We start from the raw sequence: 26,448 nt of genomic DNA, 5'->3' as shown, positions 1-26,448 counted from the left end.
TAAGCAACAAATTTTATTCTCCCTCATCTCCCTCATCTCCCTCATCTCCCTCATCCCCCTCATCTCCCTCATCCCCCTCATCCCCCTCATCCCCCTCATCCCCCTCATCCCCCTCATCTCCCTCATCTCCCTCATCCCTGAGCATTTACCAAACCTAAAGATATACAAAATATTTCGCCGCTAGATAAATTTTTTCTGGTAACTTATAAATAATTGGTTAAGCTTCAAATTCACATACAGTAGTTGGCAACTCAGTTAAGTACAAAATTATAGGAATCAAAGCTAGATATTCAGAGTGTTGAGCCTCTGATTGTTGAGTCCTAATTTCTGCTGTATTGCTCCATCAATAGACTAGGTAATTTATCGCCAAGCACCGTACACGTTTCAGGGGTTGAGGCAATGAACGAAATTTTGACGCTGCTAATTGTTTGGGTAGTTACATCTGTCAGCTTGTTGCTGATCAGTCAGTTACCTTTGGGTGTGGAAGTTGACAACCCACAAAAAGCATTTCTTTCGGCTGCTGTTCTGGGTATTGTGACGGCAATCATCAGACCAACTCTGCGCTTAGTATTTGCAGTTCCCGATATACTCACCTTTAATTTATTATCGGGTTTTTTCACATTTATGATTGCCGTTGTTTGCTTCAGTATTGCGGCTTGGTTAGTCGATGGCTTCCGCTTGCGCTACGGAATTTGGAGTGCTGTATTAGGGGCGTTTACCTTGACTTTAATTAACAGCTTAATCTACAAGTTGTTGGGATTGTAGTGACAGTCAACAGTCAACAGTCAACAGTCAACAGTTAAAAACTAATGACTAATGACTAATGACTAATGACTAATGACTAATGACTATTATTCATTTGGAGGCGCAACTGGGGTAGTAGCTTGTTGCTGACGCTGTTCGCGTTTTTTGCGATCAGCTGATAACATATCAGCCATTACCGCTAGTGCTTGCGTCATTTTGTCTAGGTTAGAACGATATAAGTCTAAATCCTTATTGAGTTTATCGTCGGACAGATGCAGGCCTGCGGCAATGGTTTTAAGCGCCTCAGTGCGTTGCTTTTCGTCTTTGACTAAATCTGGATTTGAAAGTTCTAACAGTGTAAATAGACCGATCGCAAACAACCGACTATATTTAAAGCTAGGATTATTTGCGATCGCTTGTAGTTGTGCTTGCAAGTCAGCATCTTGCTGTAAATGATTAGCTTGACTCAGCCACGCTATGAGGTCATTAGCTGATAAGCTTTGAGCTACAGCTTGCAATCTTTCAGCATCTTGCCTATAACGTTGTGGATCTTGCTCTACAGCTTGACAGATAGCATTAAATATAGATTCCTGATCCCGTTCTGGTTGATAGCCTTGCATGAAGCGGTCAAAGGTAGTGACAACACCCAAGGCATAAACGGGATTGTAGCTAAAATCAACATTTACTGACAGCAGGTGCATTTCCACCATCAACTCTTCTACCACCCGACGGTAAATTGTATTAATCGGTCGGGTGTGGAGAGCGTAGAAGGTTCGCTTAGTATCAGAGACGGTACGGAGGACGTTATTCACAAAGAAAATATTAAGGGCAACATTATCTTATTTTCTACCTTAATGGCAACTTTGCCAAGTTGGGGTTTCCGTATGTTGGGAATTGGGTACTGGGAGGTGAGGAGGGGCGATCGCTTTCTATCCGTGATTATTACCCAATCATAAGTTACCATAATTAGATATCTAGGCAAATGTTTACATACTCCCTTTATTTGTTTAACGCCTGATTTGAGTTATTGGCATAAATAGTTCCCTTTCTACTTTTTGTTTTATTTGCTTATTTACATAATATTTTAAACAATCAATAATTAATTTATTAGCATTAAAATACTTCTGAATTAATTTAGATTCCTGCTCATTAAATTGCCAATCATGACCAATATTTCGATATTTAATTAAAGTATTACTCAATTGATTTCGCCAATTTTTTCCATTATCTAGCCACCAGCATCTCAAATTGTCAATATTACTTTCTGTACTAGGTAGTTTCTTGCGGAGTTTTTGTAAATCTTCTTTAAATTCATCATTTTTAACTATATCAATAGCTTCGTCAAAGTTAATATTGAGAGCATGGGCATGATTGAAAGCATGAGTATCATGAAGATTTTGCTCAAAAGAAATTTCTAACTCAATAGCACAGGTTAGAGTTGTCAAAAGCAACTGATCAAGGGTAATTTCAGGATTAAAAGTTAGATTAGCCAAGAAATCCCATTCTAGAGCGTAGTTAGGACTGTGAGCTACAACATCGTTACAAATAATATAGAAAGCTCGAACCTTAGCTAATTGATGTGAGTCACAAACTTCACTAGTTTTTTGATACAGCCAAATTAGATAACTTTGAATCTTTTCCTCAGTAGCGATAAGCTGATCAACTTTTTGCTTCATTAAGAGTAGTAACTCATCAGGATTTTTCAACATACTGATTGTTAGTAAAAATATTTTATGCCAACGTTCCTCACTAATATTACTGATTAATAATTGCCAAGAATCATTTTGATAACTATCAACAATATATTTTGCTGCCAGATATTCATGAAATGCCAGATGGGAGAAAGAATATATGCTTCTTGCTCGTTCTATAAACAAACCATCCTGTGCGGCGATCGCATTAATCACTGAGGTAATATCTTGCGGCAATTGAGTTGCATTTACTGTTCTAGATAAATACTCTGATATCAATTCTTGAATTGGTAGCGTAAAAAAATAATCTCCTTTTGTCAAGGTGTTAAGCGCAATATAAGACAGAAGCTGTTTTTTAGAAATTAAATTCAAATCAGCCGAGAAATTATCTCGTTTAATACCTCTCATCTCATCCCATCTAGCAAATAAAACATTTAATGCCTGTTCATATAAAATTGCTGACCTGTAGGGAAATTGCCTTTTATTCCTAAACACCAGACACAATAGATGTAATAAGAGTGGAGTGGTAGCTAATTCCCCAATACTCTGATTTTCTGGTAAGTTTAGGTGTTGGATAAATAAATTACAAAAAGACTTACCTTCAGCAGTTGTTTGTCGAGCAACTACTACAAACCATTTTTTTACAAAAAGTTCTATTTGCTGTGCTTGAAAATCTGCAACTTCAACCTCATTAAATCCAGGTAATTTATATTTATATGCAGCAGTACGACAAGTAATCACAAATTTATTTTGATAAAAAGTATGGCAAAATCTCCGAATTTCTTGGATAATTTTCTCAAAAATAGCTAATGGCACTTCATCTAAACCATCGAGGAGAATTAATGCCTTACCTCCAGTTAGTAACGTTAAAGTTGAGGCTTCTTCAATTTCTCCATAACGGTATTCTTGAATAATGTATTTTAAGAGGTTTAATTCATTTTCATTTTGAGTATCTTCAGCAAATTCTCTTAACCTGATAAAAATCGGTACTTGGTTAGCCAAAAATTTGCGATGGTCTCCGACCGACCGTAGGTCATCGCTACATTCAATTGCTAGATACTGTAAAAATGTCGTCTTCCCAGACCCAGGCTTGCCTAAGAGCATCAACTTAGAATAGCGTGATACAGCTTCTAACGCAGGTAATGTTGTTTGATGTTGGTTATTTCCCAAACCAGAAAAGTTAAACTCAAAACTAAAATCTGCCATTAAATCAGAAATTTCCAGCCATTGCTGACTCGGTATCTCTTCTAAAACATTGACAGGAATATAAATTTCTGCTAATGGAATTGTCTGAGCAACATCCAATATTTGCACAGTACCGCACTGGTCATGAATTTTATCTTGACGCTTCTGGCGCACTACCTCTACTAACGCATCAATATCAGATCCTTTGGGTTGTAATTTAGCCTCTACCTCTGATGCTTGTTCAGATAAACTGACAACCTTTTGCCAAGATAGTCCTAGTTGTTGGCAAATTTGTACAAAACAACTACGAGATACCGGCTCACCCGCAAAAAACTTAGATACTGGTTGACGTGTAATTCCTAACGCAGCTGCTAGTTTTTGTTGAGTTAAAGTTTTATCGGTTAAGGCTGTTTTTGCAGCTCTGATACCTTCAGGGGATGCTCTGAGTCCTTGGCTGGTCATACTCTCAGCTATAACGTGCTATTAAATACTATTTACTTTGTAGCTGTACGTAGACACACTGTAGATAGGTACTCGTATCTCCCCGTAGGTAGTTTTTCCGTTGGTTAGACCAGAGTATTGTTTATGACAATTATGATGACTAGAATTGTTGTTTAGCCTTGTTATCAAGCCCATCAATTTTATTTAGAGAAGCTCGGCGAATCAGGGAACACACTTAAAAAAATCAACTTCTCTTAACTGTGAAGATTTATCATTTTACAACCCAAAGATAAAAACATACCAAAGTTATACAAAAGTTATACAGTTTGTAAGCATAATCATGGCTGAACTTTTCATAAATTTAATGGAAAATTAAATGTAGCTAAGTAATACAACGATAATGTTTAGCTGCCAGCTACTATCGGTTTACGTACTCACTGGAAGGTAGACCGATATGAACGCTATCTTCCAGAAACGCTCATAACACAGTCACCTTAACGGTTGTCTGTCGTGTTAGGGGCATTACCAATAGCAAAACGCTAGATCAACAATAGGCTATAACAATCGCTAAAACAGTATGGTGACGCTTTCCGCTACAAATCCCAAAATTTTGGTTGTAGACGACGATTTTGGAGTCCGTAACCTTATATATCGCTTTTTAAGCCGCAAATATCAAATAGAGTCTGCGGCTGATGGTAAAACAGCTTTGTCGTTGTTTGAGCAATTTAACCCAGCTTTAGTCATTCTTGACTGGAATCTTCCCGACACCAGTGGCTACAATCTTTGTCAAGAAATGCAAAGTCGCAATAACGTCTTGGTAATGATTCTCACCGGCAGAACTGAGGAAGCTGATAAGATCAAAATCTTGGCGGCTGGTGCTGATGACTTCATTACTAAACCCTTCAGCTTGGCTGAAATTGAAGTGCGGGTACAAGCTCTTTTAAGACGTGTACGCTCGATTAAGCCTTCTCCTTCACAACGTTTGATATTCAAGCAACTAGCAATTAACCCGGAAGGACGAGAAGTTACACTTAATGAAAAGCCTCTCAATCTCACCGCTTTAGAATTCAATATTCTACATTTCTTAGCCAGTCATCCTGGTCAAGCTTGGAGTCGTCCCCAGTTAATTCAAAAAATTTGGGGTTGTGACTATGTAGGAGATGGACGAGTAGTGGATGTACACATCGGTCAGCTACGTAAAAAGCTAGAAGCTGATACTAGTGTTCCTGAGTTTATTAAGACTGTTCGTGGTTACGGTTACAAGTTTGAAATACCGGAAGCTACAACTTAGAGCTTAAAAACAAGAGTTTACCATATCCATAAGTTAATTTAAGCAAGATTATCAGGGTGTAGCTAGCTATTTATAATCTGACCGTAGATTGAGATTCTCTTTTTTGATACTTGCAATCAATAATTATCTCTTTGCTATGTTGATTTCGCTCTTATAATCGGTTGTAAATCCAAGGCTTTGAGTACAGTATTCAAGTAAAACAATCTTTTTTATCTTCCTTGAAATAAAATAGCCAATTTTTAATAAAATGCCGCATTTATGGTAGAAATTAAGTCAGGCTGGTTTGATAATTTGTACTCTATACTTGCAATAAGTACAGCAGATTTCAAGTATGGCAGGGGATAGGAAGAGGCTGAAAAGTCTCATAAAATTAGGATTTTATGATTACTATCTGTCAACTGCTATATGTGAAGTACACCCTTACTATATCCTGACAGCAATACCTCTCCCAATATTGGGGGAGGTATTTTCACTGTGGTTTGCTGTTTTAATTGATGTTATGACAAGGGATAGGGAACAGGGGACAGCCTCAAAAGCTGCTTGCTATAAAGATTGTCTGATTCATCTATGTCCTAACCTATGTGACTACTGCTATAGTTTGAATTGATTCACCAAACAAAATGCAAGGTGTTTGTGTCTGCTCAAGCTTCAGATAGAAATGTTGTTAATTTGTTGTTGCTAAAGCATCGAAATTCCATTAATTTAAGCGACATTAGCAATATAGGGAAAACTTGGGAGCAACATAGAGCTAATGCCGAAAGGATTTCTAATTATTATGCTACAGCAAGTGATGATGAGTTAAATAATTACGCTTGGCGAATCAAAATATGTTCGGAGTTTTTGGAGTTTCAACTATCACCGGAACAAGCAGATGGGATTCTCAAACTCAAGTTATCGCATACTAGATTTTGCAGGGTTCGTCACTGTCCGGTTTGTCAGTGGCGGCGATCGCTCATGTGGAAAGCTAAAGCATACAAGATTATACCACAGGTTGTTACAGATTACCCCAAGTACCGTTGGCTATTCATTACCTTAACAGTCAGGAATTGTCAGATTTGGGAACTAAGAAAAACCTTGGATCAGATGAACAAGGCTTTTAAGCGGCTAACTGAATTGAAAGCATGGCCTGCTAAAGGTTGGGTAAAATCGCTAGAAGTAACTAAGGGTAGGGATGGAGTATCTGCACATCCACATTTACATATTCTGGCGATGGTACAGCCTTCATATTTCAGTCATGGCTACTTGTCTCAAGCCAAATGGACTGGATTATGGCAGCAATGCTTACGAGTTGATTACCAGCCTGTAGTTCATATTAGCGCGATCGCCAAACGACATGACCCCACAATACTCATACCCGAAATTCTTAAGTATCAGGTAAAAGAATCGGACTTAATCGCTGATAGGGAATGGTTTTTAGAGTTAACCCGCCAGTTGCATAAAACCAGAGCGATCGCTGTTGGGGGTATACTCAGGCATTATATGCGGGAGTTAGAGGAGAGTAACCAAGACCTGATTAATTGCGGTGAAGAGATAGATAAGGCGAATCAACAAACCGTGTCTTTCAGATGGGATCGCAAATCACGTAAGTACAAGATAGAGGGGTAACGAAGGTTAGTTAAGATACTCATCATCAGGCAGATATGGTGGTTTCAGACTTCTAAAGAATGTAGAAGCTGAATGGAGGAGATAATGAGTATAAGCAGAATGACGATGATGTGGGTAAGTAGAAGCAAGACGACGATACTCAGAAATAGGAGCGAAAAACCAGATGACATTTCCACTTCGACAGTAAGTTACGCGATAAATTTCGACCGAGCTATACCAGTTTAAGAAGTTCCGCTTAGTTAAATAGGAATTAGGAACAAAAATACGTCCAAGAGGAACACCAGGAACTACACGCAAATTAATCAAAAACTCAGGAGACATCATTAACCTCATTATTTTGAGAACTCAACATTCTTCAACCCGAAGAAAACAGAAAAATAAACCAACACTAAGCACGAAAAGACTTATTTAACCTCACCATCTTTAGGCGTTAGCCTCGTTTCGGGAACAAAACGCGAAATCCCAGTCAACCGAGGGGACAACTGGGACAGCGAGAGTATATGAAATGGTAATAATTCAATAAGGCTGCGCGAAGCGATCAAAAGCCGAGGTACAAAAAGCAAAATCCCAGTCAACCGAGAGGAAAACTGGGACAGCGAGGATGTTAATTACCTTCTCTTGAAGGTGAAAAATATCTTCGATATTCAACTAGTTATTAACTAAATAAGCTGTAAAAAATCTGCTCAAACAATAAAATTTATATACAATATAATAAAAATAACATTCAAATTAATATAGTATATGTCGCCAATATCTACTGATGAATCAGCCATTATTCGCACAGAACGCGGACTAACAATTGCAGGTACACGCATAACTTTGTATCAGCTAATGGACTACATCCATCAAGGTTATACACCTGATTTAATCCGCAATTATTTCTACATTACCAATGAGCAGTTTAGAGAAGCAATGTCTTATATTGAAACTCATCGCGCCGAAGTAGAAGCAGAATATCAAAGCGTATTACAACAGGCTCAAGAGATTCGTGAATATTGGGAAGAACAAAACAAAAAGCGTTTAGCTGATGTTGACAAATTAACACCAAAAGCTGAGTATAAAGCAGCTTGGGAAAAATTACAGGCACGCAAAGCTAAACGAGCCAGTTCAAATTAATGATTTTTCTCATAGACCACAATATTGAAGGACAAGCTCTTATGCTTTTTGGTAGCCTAACTACTGGAGGATGGCTGGATATTTTACCTATTCGTTTTGTGTCTTTTGATGAAGTGGAATTGCCAATAGATAGTAACGATCGCATGGTTTGGCGATTTGCTCAAGAAAAGCAGATGGTTTTATTGACAGCAAATCGTAGTATGAAGGGAGAAGATTCTCTAGAGCAGGTGATAAGAGAAGAGAATCTCCCAATCTCCTTACCTGTGGTGACGCTGGGAAATGTAGATCGTATAGTTGAGCGAGAGTATCGAGAACAGTGTGTTGATAGCCTGATAGAGATTGTGTTTTATATTGACAATTACTTAGGTGTGGGTAGACTATTTATTCCGTAGCAATAGTACAGCCATATTTAATAAGCCGACTTAATTATTTAACACCCAACCGTTGACTGACCAACTCAGCAGCTAAAACGATCGCCTCCTTCATACTAGTAGCATCAGCGACACCTTTACCCGCAATGTCAAAGGCTGTTCCGTGGTCGGGTGAGGTGCGGACAAAGGGTAAACCAATGGAAGTATTTACAGCACGGTCAAAAGCCATCAACTTGACGGGAATTAAACCTTGGTCGTGGTACAGTGCCAAGTAAGCATCAGCAGGATTCACCGCAGCATTACCATACCAAGCTTGACCAGGTTTGACCCACATTGTATCAGGAGGAATCGGCCCATCTAGCTGGAAATTAGGGCGTTTTTGCCGTTCTGCTTCCAACCAGGGAATTAACCAATTGATTTCCTCAGTTCCCAGTTGACCTTGTTCGCCACTGTGGGGATTTAAACCTGCGATCGCAATTCTCCCACTACTCAGTCCAAAATCTTTCTCTAAACATTCCACCAGCAAATCTAATTTTTTCGTCAACAATTGCGGTGTCAGCGTATCTGCTACTTCACGTAAAGGGATATGAGTAGTAGCGAGTAAAGCTCTCATTATCCAACCAGTATAGGGCGATCGCGCCACGAATAACATCCCAAAACGGTCAACACCAGCCTTTTCGGCTAACAGTTCCGTTTGTCCTGGGTAATTATAGCCTGCGGCTTTCCAAGCAGATTTAGCTATGGGGGCTGTAACAATAGCATCAAATTCCCCCGCTAGAGTTTGGGCGATCGCATATTCCATATAAGCAAAACTCGCCGCACCACTAGCCGCGTTACCAGTCCCCACAATAATCTGTCCCGTAATCTCCCTCTCAACAGGCACATCAATAACTTTTATGAAGGCAGGATTAGCCAAAGATGCTGTATCAGTCGAACTTAGTTGTTTATAAGTCTCTAGCAGCAGATTTCTATTACCTATTACAGTTATGTCGCAGTTTTGACTAAATGCTGAGTCAGCCAAAGCTTTCAAAATCACCTCCATCCCGATACCTGCCGGGTCTCCCAGTGTCAGCGCTAAACGCGGGCGATGTTTATCAAGTATATTTACTGTCTCATTTTGATTTAATTGGTACATATAATTAAGTTATTATATAGTTTATGGATTGATCCCATCTGCCAAAAATAGAGATTGGCTATCAAAACTAGTTTAAAATTATTTACACAGGTTTAATGCAGACGAAAAGTATCTTGCTCAAAACTCAGCACTCATGACTCTTTCGCTTGAATTAGACCAAAAACTAAAAATCTATTTGTCAAGGAGACTCACATCAATGAGCGCCGAACTAGTTAATGCAGCTTTGTTGTCCTTCGGCTTAATCTTCGTCGGCTGGGCCTTGGGTACTTTATTGCTAAAAATTCAGGGTTCAGAAGAGTAATTCCCTGTATCAGCCTGTTTTCACTAGATGAGAAGCTTGGCTCTCATTGAAAAGATAGCTTGTCCGGCAACCCCTGCGGGAACAGTCCACCCGGCGCTTCATCCCGCACCTGTGGCTGCACCGGACAACGCTGTTTTCAGGATTTTGCAGTCAATTCTGTTACTTAAAACCGTTGGAGCTTTAATTTACAGATATAATTCTGTTAAGATTCTTTTCATAAAAATTTAACATTTGTTACAACCCTCATGACATTATTAATAGTCGGTGCCACTGGCACCTTAGGAAGACAAGTGGCTCGTCGTGCGATCGATGAGGGATACAAGGTACGCTGTCTTGTCCGAAGTGCCAAAAGAGCAGCTTTTTTAAAAGAATGGGGAGCCGAACTCGTCAGAGGCGATTTATGTCAACCCCAAACCCTCGCAGCAGCGTTAGAAGGTGTCACAGCAGTAATTGATGCGGCAACCTCTCGCGCTACCGATTCACTCACCATTAAGCAGGTAGACTGGGAAGGGCAAGTAGCCTTAATTCAAGCGGCAAAAGCTGCGGGTGTAGAGCGTTTTATATTCTTTTCTATAATTGATGCCGATAAATATCCAGAAGTCCCCCTGATGGAAATTAAGCGGTGTACAGAGTTATTTTTAGCTGAATCTGGCATAAATTACACCGTTTTGCGCTTGGCTGGCTTCATGCAGGGGTTAATTGGTCAATATGGCATCCCCATTTTAGAAGGACAACCCGTTTGGGTAACTGGTGAGTCTTCCCCAGTGGCTTATATGGACACCTTAGACATTGCCAAGTTTGCTGTACGTGCCTTGAGCGTACCAGAAACAGAAAAACAAACTTTCCCAGTGGTAGGTACTCGTGCTTGGAGTGCGCAAGAAATTATCAGTCTGTGTGAGCGCTTGTCTGGGAAAGAAGCTAAAGTTAGGCGAATGCCGATCAATTTACTACGAGCCGTGCGCCGCGTAGCTAGATTCTTTCAGTGGGGATGGAATGTAGCCGACAGACTAGCATTTACAGAAGTGTTAGCCAGTGGTAGACCACTAGATGGGCCAATGGATGACGTGTATAAAGTATTTGGGTTAGAGAAAGAACAAACCACCACTTTAGAAAGCTATCTCCAAGAGTATTTCGGTCGTATTCTCAAGAAACTGAAAGAGTTGGATTACGAAAAAACTAAAACTAAAACTAAAAAGCAGAAAACAAAGAAAACTCCCTTTAAAAAAGTTAATACTCAATAGTCATTAGTCATCGGTCATTGGTGATCAATTTGTGCTATGGACTATGGACTATAGACTTTTGACTCTAAACTAATGACTGGTGATCCAAAATGTGTAACGATTACAGAAAACACAGCATCGCTTAAACTTGGATATTTGACTGTGCCGAAAGCAGGCATTATATATAACGACATTAAACCGATCGCCAGTCGTGTGGCGATCGAGTTAAAAGACAAGCTCACCGCAGCTGGTTGGGATGTGTGTATCACCTCTAGCGTCGGTGGTATATTGGGCTACTCTAGTCCTGAAAGCCCCGTATGTCATACCCCACTGGATGCTATGACACCCCCTGGTTTTGATTCGGAGATGAAATTCGCCATAGTTCTGGGGGGCGATGGTACTGTATTGGCAGCATCGCGTCAAGTAGCTCCTTGCGGGATTCCGATTTTGGCAATAAATACAGGACACATGGGGTTTTTGACAGAAACCTACCTGAATCAATTACCCCAAGCCATAGAACAGGCGATCGCAGGTGAGTTTGAAATTGAAGAACGAGCCATGCTCACCGTCAAAGTGCTGCGAGGAGAGTCGGTACTTTGGGAGGCGCTATGTTTAAACGAAATGGTTCTCCACCGTGAACCATTAACTTCCATGTGCCATTTTGAGATAGCTGTAGGTCGTCACGCACCAGTAGATATTGCCGCAGATGGGGTAATTGTTTCTACACCCACTGGTTCTACAGCTTACTCATTAAGTGCAGGCGGGCCAGTCATAACTCCCGGTGTACCAGTATTACAGCTAGTACCTATTTGTCCCCACTCCCTAGCTTCCAGAGCTTTGGTATTTCCTGATACAGAGCCAGTAAATATTTATCCGGTGAACATTCCCCGGTTAGTGATGGTAGTAGATGGTAATGGCGGCTGTTACGTTTTCCCAGAGGATCGAGTATATTTAGAGCGATCGCAATACAGCGTCAAATTCATCCGCCTCCAACCACCAGAATTTTTCCGTATCTTGCGAGAAAAACTCGGTTGGGGTTTACCCCACATCGCTAAACCAACTTCGGTAGAATTGCCTTAATTATCAGTTATCAGTAAACAGTTATCAGTTATTAGTGAACATCATCTGATAACTGATAACTGTTTACTGTTCACTGACACACCCAATCCCCAGTCATTGGCTATACAATTAAACATCCATATACCAAAATCTTATGATAGCTACTCATAGCCCTTGTGTTTTGGTGATCGAAACTGATGATAGCCTGGCGAATCAATTGTCTTTTGATTTACAAGAGGCTGGTTATGAACCTCTGTTAGCTAATGATGCGACTACTGGTTTACAATATTGTCGCGATCGCCAGCCTGCTTTAGTGGTGTTAGATAGAATGCTGGCGGGTGAATCAGGGTTGTCATTGTGTAAGAATTTAAGGAATACGGGAGTGCGATCGCCAGTGCTAGTATTAATGGCGAGAGATACAGTTGATGATCGGGTTGCTTGTTTAGAAGCGGGAGCCGACGATTATATACTTAAACCTTACCGTCCAGAAGACTTTTTAAGACTGATTCGTCTTTATTTAAAACCGGATGTCGATACCACAGAACAGTTACGCTTTGGTGATTTAGTTTTAGATTTAGCTAATCGCCGTGCTGTATACAGTGGACGAAACATCGACCTAACAATGAAAGAATTTGAACTCCTCAAGTACTTAATGGAACATCCCCGTGAAGTATTAACCCGCGAACAAATTCTAGAAAATGTCTGGGGTTACGATTTTATGGGTGAGTCTAACGTGATTGAAGTTTACATTCGCTATCTACGCCTAAAAATTGAAGATGAAGGTCAAAAACGCCTAATTCAGACGGTGCGAGGCGTTGGTTATGTGCTTAGGGAATCTTAAAAATTCAAATTCAACATAATGCAAATTACATATTATACTTAAACACTCCCACTCTTCAACAAGTGGGAGATTTGTTTTAAAGGTACAAATTTTCAGAACAAAGCCATATACAAAAAGCCTTCTAAACCTGTTCCCTTTTCCCTGCTCTATCTTCTTAGAGGCTATTTATAAAGTAAATATTAATACCAATTCTCCATGAAGTTGCGCCGAATAAACAATGTAGAGATTGGCATGCCCATCTCTACAGCGCAGAATAAAGTGCATCTTCATCAAGAAACGGTATAAGTAGGGGAGGCAAAAAGCGGTGTGGATATTCCTAGAGCTTTATTGCCGTTGTGTTACGGCTATGTCAGGATTTGAGCGTTGGCGAAATGAGAAATTAGCCGTAACGCACCAGCAAATACGGTGCGTTAAGCGCTGCTTTAACGCACCCGACAATTTAAGGTTTACTTTATAAATCATCTCTTAATGCTTTGATTGATTGCTAATAGTTAAGTAGGTGGACATCAATCATGGATTCAATCCCGTTAACAAAAAAATCAACAACAGTATGAAACCTTCCCCTTACCACTCAAAGTCATAAAATAATTTTAGCTGCTTATTAACAGTACATAATATATGAATCATAAAATAAAGTTTACCTCTTGGGAATAGGGAAAATTCTCTATAAAGATAGACAGGAAGCAAGAAATATAAAACATATTATTTAGAGGTAATTAATTTTAGTAATTAATTTTTAACTTGGTGTGAAAAACTAGTTTTTTGTGCAAACATGCTTAAATATAAGCACTCTTGAAACATAAAACAAACACACCGAATTCAAATCTTAGTTTGTAGGAGGTTTGTGATGCGAATTGCTCAAGTCGCTCCATTATGGGAGAGAGTACCCCCGCCAGCTTATGGTGGTATAGAGTTAGTGGTGGGGTTACTAACAGATGAGTTAGTCCGACGCGGACATGAAGTCACATTGTTTGCTACGGGGGACTCTATCAGTTTGGCAAAGCTAGTATCCGTTCATCCCCGTGCGCTAAGACTTGATTCCACTGTGAAGGAATATAATATTTATGAAATGCTGCAATTAAGTACAGTATATGAACGTGCAGACGAGTTTGATATTATTCACTCACACATGGGTTGTGCATCGTTACCCTATGCAAAGCTAGTGAAAACTCCCACAGTTCACACCTTACATGGAGTTTTTACTCCTGATAACGAAAAAATGTTTCAATATGCCAAATTTCAGCCTTATGTGAGTATTTCCGATGCACAAAGGGAAACTAAATTAGGGCTGAATTATGTCAGCACTGTTTATAACGGTATTGATGTTAGTAGCTATAAATTTTATCCCCAACCAGAGGAACCGCCATATTTAGCATTTTTGGGCAGAATGTCTCCAGAAAAAGGCCCGCATCTAGCGATAGAAATTGCGAAAAAAACAGGCTGGCGTTTGAAAATGGCGGGTAAGATAGACCTTGTTGATCAAGAATATTTTGCTAAACAAGTTAAACCTTTTATTGATGGTAAGCAAATAGAGTATTTAGGTGAAGCAAATCATCAACAAAAAAATGCCATGATGGGAGGTGCTGTCGCTACCTTGTTCCCCATCACCTGGAGGGAACCATTCGGGTTAGTCATGGTAGAGTCAATGGCATCAGGTACACCAGTAATTGCGATGAGACTGGGATCGACTCCAGAAGTGGTAGCCCAAGGTAAAACAGGTTTCCTATGCAGTAATGTAGAAGAGTGCATCAGTGCGATCGCTAAAGTTCCCGAATTAGACCGTTATGCTTGTCGGCAGTATGTGCAGAATCGTTTTAGCATGGAAGCCATGACAGAAGGCTACGAAGAAGTTTATCGGCAAATTCTCCAACAGCGCTTTGCTAAAAACGGATATCACCGCAGTACAGTTGGTTTGACTGTTAGTCGCAGATAGTCAAGTAGGGGACAGGGGACAGGTGACAGGGGATAGGGGACAGGGGATAGGTTACAGGTTACAGTCTTTTAATTCATATGTTGCACCTTCTCAATAAGTAGGTGGCTCCCTGCACTCCCCAACCTACGAAATAATAAGCTTTTGGGACTGTTGTTTTGTCAATAAGAGAGTGGTGCAAGATGTGAGTTAAGCCAGTTCTTATAGGCATTTTATGCTTAGTCGGTGTCCTAACCTATCAGGGAATTGTTATACTTTCTCTGCTGTTCCCCTTCGGGTTCGCCAGTTCCCTACGGCGGGAAACCCGCCTACAGGACTGGACTCACCTGTCCCCTGTTCCCTATCACCTATACCTAAAGTTATAAATAAATATGCTGTGGTTTTAGTAAAAAAAATATCTTTGGTTAGAAGACAAAATTAGCAGCTAATTGTTGTAATTAACTTAATGAATTATTGCTCAATTTGAGTATTTTAAAATAATTTATCGTAAATAAAAGGGTTTAAGACCCCTACGTCTATACCTAGTATCAGTTTCAGTCGGGGTTTAAATCCCCGACTGTTCGCGTAGCGTGCCGTAGGCAAAATGTCTTTAATGCGCGAATGCGCGAATTGTTAATTAGTCTTTAGCTGTTATTGGGAAAGCACAAACTATGGAAACCGCAATACTGAAACATGGCATAGGTGTATTTGCAAAATCTCAGGCAATTGAGCAAGCAATTCATGACTTGAAAGCGGCAAACTTTCCTACAGAAAAAATCTCGGTTATTGCTAAGGATGCAGAAAGAACCGAGAACTTGCAACAAGAAGTGCAAACAAGCGATCGCATCGGTAAAGAGAACGTAGATACAACAGGTGCGATCGGCGATACCCTATCCGCCACTAGCTGGGGTACACTGTTAATCGGTTTGAGCAGTTTAGCACTTCCAGGTTTAGGCACAGTATTAGCAGCAGGTTCTGTGGGTGTAGCATTGGTATCTAGCATTGGCGGTGTGGCTGTGAGTGCAGCCGCCACACAGAATCTAGTCAACGCATTAGTTGTAATTTAGCCTTGCATTTGTTGTACTGTTGGTTACATGATTTTATTGCCTTGCCACAAATTAAAATTGGTTTAAAGTCTTGAGCGTTGGAAATTATCTAGTTCTTTATAAAATTTATGAGACTTTTTAATTAAATGCTTTTCTACTAACTGCATAGCTACGACCATGATATTAACATCTATAATAGCTCATTTAGGTGCAAATTATGGCAGGAGGTAAATGGACTGTTAAGCGTATCTCGGTTGGTTTTAGTCAGTACGAAGTTGAAATATTGGAGGAGTTTTATAAAAAATATGGTAGAGAGAAAACAGACGTAATTAGAGAATTGGTTAGAAACCTTAAAGACTCCTAATTGAATTTGATTACATCTGTTTATATCTGATTATATTTTCAGTGAAGTTTTATAATACCTTGTTGGCAATCATGGGATTATTACCCTTCGCCAAAACATCTTTTGGATTAATGCCTCTGTTTGGTAACAATGTTTGGTTTAATGCCCTAGCAGCACTTGCAGCCTTCTATTATGGCTTCATAGTACCTCCTAAAGTCAAGGGTGTTAGTGTTGGCGAAGAAGTTTCTTCATAACTTAGGACTTACGCACCAAGATTGTTTGTTGGGATTGGGTGTAAGGGTGTAAGGGTGTGAGGGTATAGGGGGGTCACGGTTTTGAACACCTACACCCCTATACCCCTATACCCTTGCCCAAACCCTTGATTTTTCGTCTTCATTTTCAGAGTGAACCTTCTGCCACAACTTTTAGATGACAACGCCAAGACGCATGGTAAGTGTATTTTTTGATGTTTTCCACTTCCGCTTGCAAAACATTGTCCTGTGATAATGTGGGTGGAAAAGGTGCTGTTTCTTCGCAGACTCGAAACAAGCTGACTTCAAGATATTCTAGCTTGTCATTCACGTTATAAATAGCCTTTTTAACAGCGATCGCTCCTACTCCCCATGTTTGGCAGCCTAGCTTACCATGAGAAGAGTCTGAGTATAGTTGACGTGAGTTAATCATGAAATCTTCTACAGGTATTGCTTGGTCTTTGCCAAAGCTATAGGTTCCTGGCAACAATTTACTTCCTGAAAGTACAACTTGAATATCCGCAACATTACCTCTGGCTGGTTGAATTGCTGTTCTTGGTTGACATGAGCTAGTCGCGTCTGATGTACATTGCTGTTTAGGTATACTGGTAACTTTAAACAGATATTTGGTGGTATTACCCTCATTGATCAAAATAATATCAATAGCTCCCTGATTATCCTGGGTAATAGACTCTGCATATTTAACTGGATTTGTTTTGACTGAAGATGGAAATTCCAGATGAGATTGAAAATCAAATTCATCTGCATACAAATGAATTACCCGATTTTGATTGCTCGAAAATGGATACAACTGAGCATTATTTGGCAATTCTGATTGATTGGTCATGAGGACATCTTCGTTTAGGTACTGGGATATTTCTTGAGCTAACGGTTTAGAAACAGCTAATAAAGTAACTATACAAGCCGTAAAACAGATAATTACCAACTGATGCTTTTTAAAATATCTATTGTGTGCCATTGACCATATTAACAATTCGCGCATTCGCGCATTAAAGACATTTTGCCTACGGCACGCTACGCGAACAGTCGGGGATTTAAACCCCGAATGAAACTGATACTACGTATAGACGTAGGGGTCTTAAACCCTTTTATTTACGATAAGTAATTGTAGGATGAGGTATACCCACCCTACTTTAACTTTTAATACCGTTTCTTTATGAAGATGCAATTTGTTGTAGAGACGTTGCAGGCAACGTCTCTACAGAATTTATCTGTTGCAGCTTCTCAGAGAATTGAGTATAACGCCTATCGGCAATTAACCTCCTCTAAACAAACGTGAGTTCGATGAACCTCTCCCTCCCAACCTCCCTCTCCTCGTAGGAGAGGGGTTGGGGGTGAGGTCAAAACAACGCTGGTCGAACTCACGTTAAACAATAGAAACAGACCCCAGTGTATAATTCTGTAGGAATAGGATGGAGTCATTTACAGAATCAAAGCCAGAAACTGAGTTATTCAAAGCGATGAAAGTTCCGTTCATTCCGGTAACGGTAAATGCTTTAGCACTGTTGGCAGTAAACACACCAGTAGTTAGTACAGTAGAGATAGCTGATGCACTTAAACTAGCAGCATTACCAACAGAACTATTGAGTGTTACAGCAAAGATAGAACTAATAGCATCAATTTGCTCTCCACTCACATAGTCAGTTATGACATCATAGCTGGCTAATAAAGATTCGTTCAGGGCATTGTAGATGAATTTATCAAACCCACTGCCACCAGTTAAAGTATCTTTACCAGTGCCACCTACGAGAGAGTCATTACCATCACCACCGATTAAAGTGTCATTCCCAGCACCACCGTTAATCAAGTCATTGCCGCCATTGCCCTTGAGGAGGTTGTTACCAGAGGAACCGATAATGGTTTCACCCCCTTGGCTACCTTCAACGTTCTCAAAGTTACGAATTGTTTCAGTATTACCACCAGTAACCGCAACCGAGGTTGTACTGGTCGCCAAATTGATAGTAACTACTCCTGACCCGAAGGTAACTTGAGAGTAATCAATCGTGTCAGTACCACTGCCACCATCATGAATATCAAAGTTGACAAAATCATTGTCAATGATGCGATCGCTGCCACTGCCGCCATTAGTGGTATCAACTCCCGCACCAGCGTTAATAGTGTCATCGCCGCCATTACCATTGAGGATATTGTTAGCACTATTACCAATAATGGTCTCACCACCTTGGCTACCTTCAACGTTCTCAAAGTTGCGAATAGTTTCAGTGTTTCCACCAGTCACTGAGGTGGTACTGGTTGCCAGATTAATAGTGACTACTCCTGACGCAAAGGTAACTTTGGAATAATCAATCGTGTCCGTACCATCTCCACCATCATGAATATCAAAGCTGACAGCATCATCATCAATGATGCGATCGTTGCCAAGTCCGCCATTAGTAGTATCAACGCCAGCACCACCGTTAATAGTGTCGTTGCCAGCGCCACCGTCAATAATATCATTGCCGCCATTACCGTTGAGGACATTGTTAGCACTGTTACCAATAATGGTTTCACCACCTTGGCTACCTTCAACGTTCTCGAAGTTGCGAATTGTTTCAGTGTTTCCACCAGTAACTGAGGTGGTACTAGTTGCGAGATTGATAGTAACCACTCCTGACGCGAAGGTAATTTGAGAGTAATCAATCGTGTCAATACCATCTCCACCGTCATGAATATCAAAGCTGACAGCATCATCGTCAATGATGCGATCGTTGCCACTGCCGCCATTGGTGGTATCCGCTCCCGCACCACCGTTAATAGTGTCGTTACCACCATTGCCGTTGAGGACGTTGTTAGCAATGTTACCAATAATTGTGTCGTTACCGGAGCCACCGTTGGCGTTTTCGATCAGTGAGCGGACATCACCGTTGTACTGAAGCGCGTTGAAAACATGGCCTCTGGCATATCGGGTGATACCACCATAGCCAGCGTTAAGCATTGCTCGTTGGAAATTACCACCAACGTCGAGGTCTGTCCAACCACCGGGCGTTAGGTTGATTGATAGGTTAGTGGTGTAGTTTGAGAAGTCGTAAGTATCAATCCCGTTACCATCCCAGATGGTGCGGAAGATGCGGTTTGCACCAGGTGTACCTTGTCCAACGCCGTTGATGAACATTTCTCCGGTGGTAGTTGAAAAGGTGTAGGTTGTGTTGGTGGAGTTATACCCAAACCATGCACCATACATTTGTTGAATCGCTCTGATGTCATACATCATTAACGACTGTGCATATCCCCAAGTTTCGTTGGTGTAGTAGGGTAGAGCATTCAAATCATGACCTACGTAAGAACGGTAGGTCATAATTGAGAACTCCATTGAGTCACGGTCAGAGTTCATAGCGACATTGCGAACACCGCCAAGCTCTTGACCATGCTTGAGTCCTAGTGCATGACCAAGCTCGTGTCCGAAGGTGTGATAAGCATAGTTACCAATGACGGGATTGTTGTAACTGTTGGGATTAAACCATGCGTCGCCGCCTTCCACATAAGAGCTATTTGGGTAATAGGCAAAAGCTGTGTTCGGTACACTAGACATTGCCATGCGAATAGTAGCATCGCGATCGCTTGTACCGGTCAGTTCAAAGGGCGAGAGAAGGGAGATATTGTAAAACTCTCCTCCAGAGCCTATCCATCTTCTTGCAACAGCTTGCTGAGTTAGGTTTAACTTTTGGAAGCTAATTGCATGAGATGCACGGTCTGTATAACCCAGCTCATAGTCATTGATGCTGTCGGTGAAACTAAAGCTGATTGAGGTAGATGACCATTTAACCCCGCTCAATAAACCATCAATGTTATTGTCGTAAGTTGCGCTGACGGTTGTTGCTGGTGTAGGGATGCCAAAGCTATCTGATTTTGTCAGCAAGTTTGCGTTTCCTGACGAGATTAGCCCCGCAGATATGTTGATATCAGACGGCAATGTGACACCTGGTCGGCTGGAATTTCTTGATTGTCTCAAGGTAATGGGGACAAAAGTTTCAACATCAGCACTACCATCTGTTAACAAGGGTTTCTGCTCGTTGTAGAGGTAGTTCTCAACTCTAGAAGTTACATCGGTAAGAGTTTGCTCTTGCAGAAGTGTTTTAAGAAGTTTATAAGGCATAGTTAATTACTCCCAAATCTCAAGTTGGAATGGTCAGGCAATGAATTAGTTAAATTTCTCTTCGCCTCAGAAACGACATCAATAAAATTTTGAATGCCGAAATAGATTACCTAATCTCAGTATCCACAGAGACTTAAATAAGATAGGGTAGTGCAACAACATTTAACTAATGTTAAACATTGGTTCTTAACTTATCAAAATCAAATTTTATTTGTATTGCTGCTAGGAGAAAACAAGTTTTACCTTTCCATTGGTTAATACTCTCTTTTTTGAAGCGCTTGATTTGTTTAAAAGCTATGTATGAAGGCTGTATTACATAGCTTTGCTCTTAATTATCATCTCCCACAAATAGACACTGCTTTAAGGCATCTTCATAACTTACTAAAACTACAGCACGAGCAAACATATGTAGGGAATCTTTTGCACTATAGATGAAAAAAACTGGCTCGAAGATGCTATATCTTCGGCATTTTCACAGTTATCTCTTCACCTTATCAGATGGATTTTTGCCTATATTACACAGAATTTATATGCGAAAACTGCATTCGCATAATTGCACCAAAAATTATCTATTTGCGGTTAATGTTTAATCATTCAAGGACGATAATAAAATGTGAACCTAAATAAAATAGGCAATATCGTCCAGTGCCAAAATATTAGGTGATGTGACCTGAATCATGATTTAACCTGACGAAACAATACAAAGTAGATAATGGCATAAAAACTTTTATACCGTAGAACAAATATAATTGGATATTTGCTTTATAGATTATGAATTTAACAAAAATTCTTAAATTCGTCAATTTTATAAAAATTTGAGCAAAAAAATTAGTTAATACAGCTATTAACAATATTCTAGCTATCAGATATCCAAACAATAAGATGATGTTTTAAACATCTTGTTATTAGTAGCTAAACATTTGATAATTACCTAAATTCCACATGAAAAAAGGAAGTATAAATTGATCTTTTCCTCCTCTTAATGGGGGCTAGAAGGGATGATAAAATGTTCAATATCACAGCCAATCACTTTTCAAACAACCTCTAAGAGCTTATGCTCCAAAGGCTAGAGCTAATTTATAAAGAAAAGATAAAAAGATAAATTTGAGAGGATTTTGGTAAAAACCGCCGACGAACGCCGATAAGCAAGATGAGAGATTTTTAGCTAATGCACAAGTTTAGTCTGTTTGACTGAGGCAAGTGTCATCATCAAAGTAACTGTAGGGTGCGTCAGCCCCAATAATGTGGTACATATGCAAGGATTTTCCACATCTGACGCACCCTACCCCAAGTGCCAGTTGCGTAAGTCCTGGTCTGGTCACGCCAATACTAACTGAGAAATAATTCTCTAGGCAAAATAAAACATGGGTGATGCGATCGCTTTATGATGCGGTAAGTATTATATAGGCGATCGCTATGACGCAGATAATCTCAATCAATGACAATCAACGCTTACAACTAGAACCGCTAGAAGTTCCCTCCCGTCTGCTATTGGGGCCAGGGCCATCAAATGCCCATCCCGCAGTCCTGCAAGCGATGAATGTCTCACCAGTGGGACATCTTGACCCGGCTTTCCTCGCATTGATGGACGAAATTCAGTCCTTACTGCGCTACGTATGGCAAACAGAAAACCCCCTCACCATTGCGGTGAGTGGTACAGGGACAGCCGCAATGGAAGCTACCATCGCCAATGCTGTAGAACCCGGTGATGTGGTTTTGATTGGTGTTGCGGGTTATTTTGGTAATCGTCTGGTGGATATGGCTGGGCGATATGGTGCAGATGTCCGCACCATTAACAAACCTTGGGGACAAGTCTTTTCCCTGGAAGAACTCCGCACCGCATTAGAAACCCATCGCCCAGCAATTCTCGCCTTAGTTCACGCCGAAACTTCCACAGGTGCGCGTCAACCCTTGGAAGGTGTGGGTGAATTGTGTCGAGAATTTGATACACTGCTACTGATCGATACTGTCACCAGTTTAGGCGGTGTTCCCATCTTTTTGGATGCTTGGGGCGTTGACTTAGCCTACAGTTGCAGTCAAAAGGGTTTGGGTTGTCCTCCAGGCGCTTCACCCTTTACCATGAGTCCCCGTGCGGTTGAGAAGTTGCAACGACGACGCACCAAGGTGGCAAACTGGTATTTAGATATGAACTTGCTGGGTAAATATTGGGGTAATGAGCGCGTCTATCACCACACAGCCCCGATTAATTTATATTATGCTTTGCGGGAAGCATTGCGTTTAATTGCCCAAGAAGGACTAGCAAACTGCTGGCAACGTCATCAAAAGAATGTAGAATATCTGTGGGAAAGATTAGAAGATATAGGTTTAAGTCTGCACGTTGAGAAGGAATACAGACTACCAACCTTAACCACAGTCCGCATTCCCGACGGGGTTGATGGTAAAGCTGTAGCCCGTCAGTTACTCAATGAACATAACATTGAAGTCGGCGGAGGATTGGGTGAACTAGCTGGTAAAGTCTGGCGTGTGGGATTAATGGGTTACAATAGTCGTAAAGAAAGCGTAGACCAATTGGTTCCCGCTTTACAGCAAGTTTTAAGTTAGGCAATAGGGAGTAGTTATAGCAGGGGATAGGGGACAGGGGACAGGGGACAGGGGACAGCCTCACAAACTGCTTGCTATCAAGATTGTATGATTCATCTATGTTCTAACCTATGTCGCTACTGCTATACAGCATATTTTGGGTAAATCAGGTACAAGCGTAAAACCCAAAACCGTAGAGACGTTATATGTAACGTCTCTACAGTATTTCACGAATAGCGAAATTGCTGTATCAGTTATCAGTTATCAGTTATCAGTCAGCCAGGACGTATAGTGGGGGATAAAGAAGCACCTCTCTACTCCTTCCACCAATTGGTATGGTGTTGCACTAAAGTATTTAACTGATAACTGTTTACTGTTCACTGTTCACTGTTAAAGAGGATAATGCTGTGACAAAAACTCTTCTACCTGTGCGCGATCGCTAATCCATCCATCCAAGGTTGCCGCTAATATATCATCTAACATTTGTTTATACTGCGGCCCTGGTTTATATCCCAATTTCTTCAGGTCATTACCATTTAAAATTGGTTGAATATTAGCCCAAACTGTTAAATAATACCATATTTGCCTTCTGATGCTGCGCTGACCTAGCAAAGCAATTAAAATTAACATCTCCTGGTCGTACTTGCGTAGTAACTTGACTACTTGACTAGGACTTTGACATTGAGGTAAAAATTCCCTAACATCTGCATCAGCAGTAGCTAAGTTTTGCAAACGTCCAATACTATCCTCCTGTAATTGCAGATTTTTTGCGACTTTGGCGCGATACTTTGCTGCGAGGTGGGCAATGATAACTTCTAAGCGCATTTGCCAAGGAATCAAATTTGGCTGCGGTGCAAATCGTTGTAAACAGCGTTCTAACAAACGTAGTTGACGTTTAAGTTCACCATCTAAACTGAGGGTGGGATGGATGCACTGCAAAGCACCTAAATCATCAAGTAACTGTAAAGCCGATCGCCAATATGGCGCTTCTAAGATATGCTTTAATTCCGTCTTGAGGCGAGTTTGCAGGGCTGGGGTTTTGGTGTTAGTTTGGGCGGTGCGATCGTAAACGCCACTATTAATTGCATAGCGGATGTATTCTTCGGTACGCAGTTCAATGGTAAATCCAAAACGCACCGCAAAGCGCACACCACGATAAATCCGGGTGGGGTCTTCGATAAAGCTATTGGCGTGGAGAACTCTGATTTGCTTGGCTTTTAAATCTAATAAACCGCCGAAGAAATCGAGTAAATCACCTGCGCGGGGAGGGGTGAGGCGCAGGGCGAGGGCGTTGATGGTAAAGTCGCGACGGTATAAATCTTGACGGATGGAACTAGCTTCAACTTCGGGATTTGCGGCTGGGTAAGGGTAAAATTCTGTTCTGGCTGTGGCAATATCTACCCATAATGAATCTAACTCTGGGTCTTTGTGCCACAATAAAGCAGCAGTTTGGAAAGCCCCGTGAATTTCCAAACGGGCGGCTGGGTAAATTTCTTGCAGTGCCTTTGCTAGTTCCACACCTGCACCCACATCAGCCGATTTGTGGAAACCATCAACTACTAGGTCAATATCGGTAATCATCAGAGTCTGGGCTGCGGCTTCCGCCAACAGCAAATCTCGCACCGCACCACCCACCAAATACAAATGCCAACCCCTAGCCTCGGCGGCTTGGGAAGCATTGGTAAGTAATTGCCAAAGTTGGGGATTGAGGCGATCGCGCAATTGTCCTAAGCTAGAAAACTTCACAGTATCTTCCGTCCCTCTGCCCCTCTGCCCCTCTGCCCTGCCCTCTCCTTGATGCAGTTCCCGCAACACATCAGTTCGAGTCACGATACCTATTAACTGCCCATTTTCCAATACTGGCAAGCGCCCAATATCATAAGTCACCATCAACGACTCAATTTGTGGCAACGTCGTGTCTGGAGCAATTGTTTTGATACCAGTAGTCATGTAGCCTTTGACTGGCGCATGATTAAACCCGTGATGTAGGGCGATATCCAAATCGCGGCGAGAAATCACCCCTACTAATTGCCCTTGGGAATCAACCACAGATAAGCCAGAGTGACCGTAACGTAGTAAAATGCGCTGTGCCTCGGCAATTGTCGTTTCTGGGCGAATTGTGCGGACTGGGGAAGACATCAAATCTCTAGCTGTGGGGGGATGGGGAATAGCCGCCTTGACACCCTTGAGGAGTTGTTGCAGGATATCTTGGCTATCGACACCGCGTAAATTCAGGGATGCGGCTTGAGAATGACCGCCACCGCCAAAGGCTTGGAATAATTGGTCGAGATGCAGACCGGGAATTTGCGATCGCCCAATTACCGTAAAACGCGAATCATCCTTATTTGAGGGATGTTCGTTTGCCAACAGCAAAGCATCAATTTCTGTCAACTCTATCAGTTGCGACGCAAGACTCGATAACCCAGGGACATACCCATCCGTTTGTAAAGTTACCCAAGCAATAGTATAACCACGTAAGCAAAGATATTCCAATTTTTCCAATGCTTCTGTTAATAGCTTCTGTAACTGGGGAGATAAACCAGGGTCGCGGTAACTAGAAATTACCGATAAACTAGCCCCTTGCTGCATCAACCAAGCCAAAGCTAAAGCATCCCGTGACGTTGACTGGTCATAGGTCAAAGAACCCGTATCTACATGAATCCCCAAAGCCATCACCGTCGCTTGGGTGGAGTTGAGAGTGATTTGCTGCTGTTGTAATTCTTCCACAATTAACGTCGTAGTTGCACCCACTGGAGCAATATGAAACTCAGTCGCCGGAATATCCGATGTTTGCCCCATATGATGGTCGTAGACTGTAATTGTTTTGAGTTGGGATAAATCTAACCATTCAGCAGGTTTGCCCAGGCGATCGCGCTGTTGTGCATCCACCACCGTCAGCGAGCGAATCTTTTCGGGATTTACCGAACGCCTTTCAATCAAAGGATACTCATCCCGATGCAGCGCCAAAAAATCACGCACAGGCGGATGTGCGCCCCCAGTCAACACAATCTTACTTCCCGGCAGTAGACAAGTTAACCCTACGGCTGCGCCCAAGGTATCAAAATCTGCTGTAGTGTGGCAAAGAATTAAATCCATAGTCATTAGTCAAGAGTCATTAGTCAACAGTCATTAGTCATTAGTCAACAGTCAGGCGCTATGCAAACAAAATCCGAGACAATAGACTATGGACTATTGACTATGGACTATTTAACTTATTGTCGCAATTTCTGCTAGCTTACAATCA

The 26,448-nt window shown here is 41.2% G+C and carries 21 protein-coding genes and 1 pseudogene; 14 read left to right on the top strand and 8 right to left on the bottom strand.

Features of this window, described 5'->3' with window-relative positions:
- Window positions 1-13 precede the first annotated feature (13 nt).
- The gene (locus H6G83_RS36050; RefSeq protein ID WP_190476787.1) at window positions 14-145 is read right to left on the bottom strand and encodes a hypothetical protein; all 132 of its coding nucleotides are present in this window, start codon (window positions 143-145) and stop codon (window positions 14-16) included.
- A gap of 254 nt (window positions 146-399) precedes the next feature.
- Here H6G83_RS36050 and H6G83_RS24570 point away from each other — a divergent pair, with 254 nt between their 5' ends.
- Entirely contained in the window at window positions 400-765 is a 366-nt protein-coding gene (locus H6G83_RS24570) for a phage holin family protein (RefSeq protein WP_190476785.1), read from the top strand.
- 86 nt (window positions 766-851) lie between these two features.
- Here the strand turns inward: H6G83_RS24570 and psb29 are convergent, their stop codons facing one another.
- A complete protein-coding gene (gene psb29 / locus H6G83_RS24565; RefSeq protein WP_190476783.1) occupies window positions 852-1,556 on the bottom strand; it encodes a photosystem II biogenesis protein Psp29 in 705 nt (234 codons plus the stop codon).
- A gap of 195 nt (window positions 1,557-1,751) precedes the next feature.
- Complete coding sequence (locus H6G83_RS24560; RefSeq protein ID WP_190476781.1) at window positions 1,752-4,082, bottom strand: NACHT domain-containing protein; 2,331 nt, start codon at window positions 4,080-4,082, stop codon at window positions 1,752-1,754.
- 556 nt (window positions 4,083-4,638) lie between these two features.
- On the opposite strand from H6G83_RS24560, the gene H6G83_RS24555 reads away from it, so the two are divergent.
- A complete protein-coding gene (locus H6G83_RS24555; protein WP_190476779.1) occupies window positions 4,639-5,352 on the top strand; it encodes a response regulator transcription factor in 714 nt (237 codons plus the stop codon).
- 633 nt (window positions 5,353-5,985) lie between these two features.
- Window positions 5,986-6,957: a protein rep gene (locus H6G83_RS24550; protein WP_313936924.1), complete on the top strand. Its 972-nt coding sequence runs from the start codon at window positions 5,986-5,988 to the stop codon at window positions 6,955-6,957.
- A 6-nt stretch (window positions 6,958-6,963) separates the two neighbouring features.
- On the opposite strand, the gene H6G83_RS24545 is transcribed toward H6G83_RS24550, so the two are convergent.
- Window positions 6,964-7,278 carry a hypothetical protein gene (locus tag H6G83_RS24545; RefSeq protein WP_242044788.1) on the bottom strand — a complete coding sequence of 105 codons (315 nt, stop codon included), beginning with the start codon at window positions 7,276-7,278 and terminating at the stop codon, window positions 6,964-6,966.
- 420 nt (window positions 7,279-7,698) lie between these two features.
- On the opposite strand from H6G83_RS24545, the gene H6G83_RS24540 reads away from it, so the two are divergent.
- Both H6G83_RS24540 and H6G83_RS24535 read left to right on the top strand, forming a co-directional pair.
- Entirely contained in the window at window positions 7,699-8,073 is a 375-nt protein-coding gene (locus H6G83_RS24540) for a DUF433 domain-containing protein (protein ID WP_190476773.1), read from the top strand.
- Window positions 8,073-8,465, top strand: a complete 393-nt coding sequence (locus H6G83_RS24535) for an ACP S-malonyltransferase (protein WP_190476771.1) — start codon at window positions 8,073-8,075, stop codon at window positions 8,463-8,465. The genes H6G83_RS24540 and H6G83_RS24535 overlap by 1 nt, the downstream gene beginning before the upstream one ends.
- A 34-nt stretch (window positions 8,466-8,499) precedes the next feature.
- Here H6G83_RS24535 and pdxA read toward each other — a convergent pair whose 3' ends face one another.
- The gene (pdxA, locus tag H6G83_RS24530) at window positions 8,500-9,579 is read right to left on the bottom strand and encodes a 4-hydroxythreonine-4-phosphate dehydrogenase PdxA (protein WP_190476769.1); all 1,080 of its coding nucleotides are present in this window, start codon (window positions 9,577-9,579) and stop codon (window positions 8,500-8,502) included.
- 196 nt (window positions 9,580-9,775) lie between these two features.
- Between pdxA and petM the strand changes: the two genes are divergently transcribed.
- The 8 genes and pseudogenes from petM to H6G83_RS24495 form a co-directional block, all read left to right on the top strand.
- A complete protein-coding gene (gene petM / locus H6G83_RS24525) occupies window positions 9,776-9,880 on the top strand; it encodes a cytochrome b6-f complex subunit PetM (protein ID WP_190476766.1) in 105 nt (34 codons plus the stop codon).
- A gap of 245 nt (window positions 9,881-10,125) precedes the next feature.
- On the top strand, window positions 10,126-11,121 hold the full coding sequence (locus H6G83_RS24520; protein WP_190476764.1) for an SDR family oxidoreductase: 996 nt from the start codon (window positions 10,126-10,128) through the stop codon (window positions 11,119-11,121).
- 141 nt (window positions 11,122-11,262) lie between these two features.
- Window positions 11,263-12,180, top strand: a complete 918-nt coding sequence (locus H6G83_RS24515; protein ID WP_190476808.1) for an NAD(+) kinase — start codon at window positions 11,263-11,265, stop codon at window positions 12,178-12,180.
- 133 nt (window positions 12,181-12,313) lie between these two features.
- A complete protein-coding gene (gene nblR / locus H6G83_RS24510; protein ID WP_190476762.1) occupies window positions 12,314-13,000 on the top strand; it encodes a response regulator transcription factor NblR in 687 nt (228 codons plus the stop codon).
- Window positions 13,001-13,847: 847 nt separating this feature from the next.
- Complete coding sequence (locus H6G83_RS24505) at window positions 13,848-14,933, top strand: glycosyltransferase family 4 protein (RefSeq protein WP_190476760.1); 1,086 nt, start codon at window positions 13,848-13,850, stop codon at window positions 14,931-14,933.
- A 647-nt stretch (window positions 14,934-15,580) separates the two neighbouring features.
- Entirely contained in the window at window positions 15,581-15,976 is a 396-nt protein-coding gene (locus H6G83_RS24500) for a general stress protein (RefSeq protein WP_190476758.1), read from the top strand.
- Between the two features lie 196 nt (window positions 15,977-16,172).
- On the top strand, window positions 16,173-16,319 hold the full coding sequence (locus H6G83_RS35000) for a CopG family transcriptional regulator (RefSeq protein WP_206759001.1): 147 nt from the start codon (window positions 16,173-16,175) through the stop codon (window positions 16,317-16,319).
- 59 nt (window positions 16,320-16,378) lie between these two features.
- Window positions 16,379-16,552 (top strand): annotated as a pseudogene (locus tag H6G83_RS24495) (DUF4383 domain-containing protein); the annotation flags it as partial.
- A gap of 145 nt (window positions 16,553-16,697) precedes the next feature.
- Here H6G83_RS24495 and H6G83_RS24490 read toward each other — a convergent pair.
- Together H6G83_RS24490 and H6G83_RS24485 are read right to left on the bottom strand one after the other, a co-directional pair.
- Window positions 16,698-17,528, bottom strand: a complete 831-nt coding sequence (locus tag H6G83_RS24490) for a hypothetical protein (RefSeq protein WP_190476756.1) — start codon at window positions 17,526-17,528, stop codon at window positions 16,698-16,700.
- A gap of 408 nt (window positions 17,529-17,936) precedes the next feature.
- On the bottom strand, window positions 17,937-20,663 hold the full coding sequence (locus tag H6G83_RS24485) for a M10 family metallopeptidase (protein WP_190476754.1): 2,727 nt from the start codon (window positions 20,661-20,663) through the stop codon (window positions 17,937-17,939).
- A 1,416-nt stretch (window positions 20,664-22,079) separates the two neighbouring features.
- Between H6G83_RS24485 and H6G83_RS24480 the strand changes: the two genes are divergently transcribed.
- Window positions 22,080-23,225, top strand: a complete 1,146-nt coding sequence (locus H6G83_RS24480) for an alanine--glyoxylate aminotransferase family protein (protein WP_190476752.1) — start codon at window positions 22,080-22,082, stop codon at window positions 23,223-23,225.
- 369 nt (window positions 23,226-23,594) lie between these two features.
- Here H6G83_RS24480 and H6G83_RS24475 read toward each other — a convergent pair whose 3' ends face one another.
- A complete protein-coding gene (locus H6G83_RS24475; protein WP_190476806.1) occupies window positions 23,595-26,300 on the bottom strand; it encodes a CBS domain-containing protein in 2,706 nt (901 codons plus the stop codon).
- Window positions 26,301-26,448: the final 148 nt, after the last annotated feature.

The organism is Anabaena azotica FACHB-119 (assembly GCF_014697625.1).
GTDB classification, from domain to species: domain Bacteria; phylum Cyanobacteriota; class Cyanobacteriia; order Cyanobacteriales; family Nostocaceae; genus Trichormus; species Trichormus azoticus_A.
Note: the sequence above shows the minus strand (reverse complement) of the source record. Positions and strands in the feature narration are given on the sequence as shown.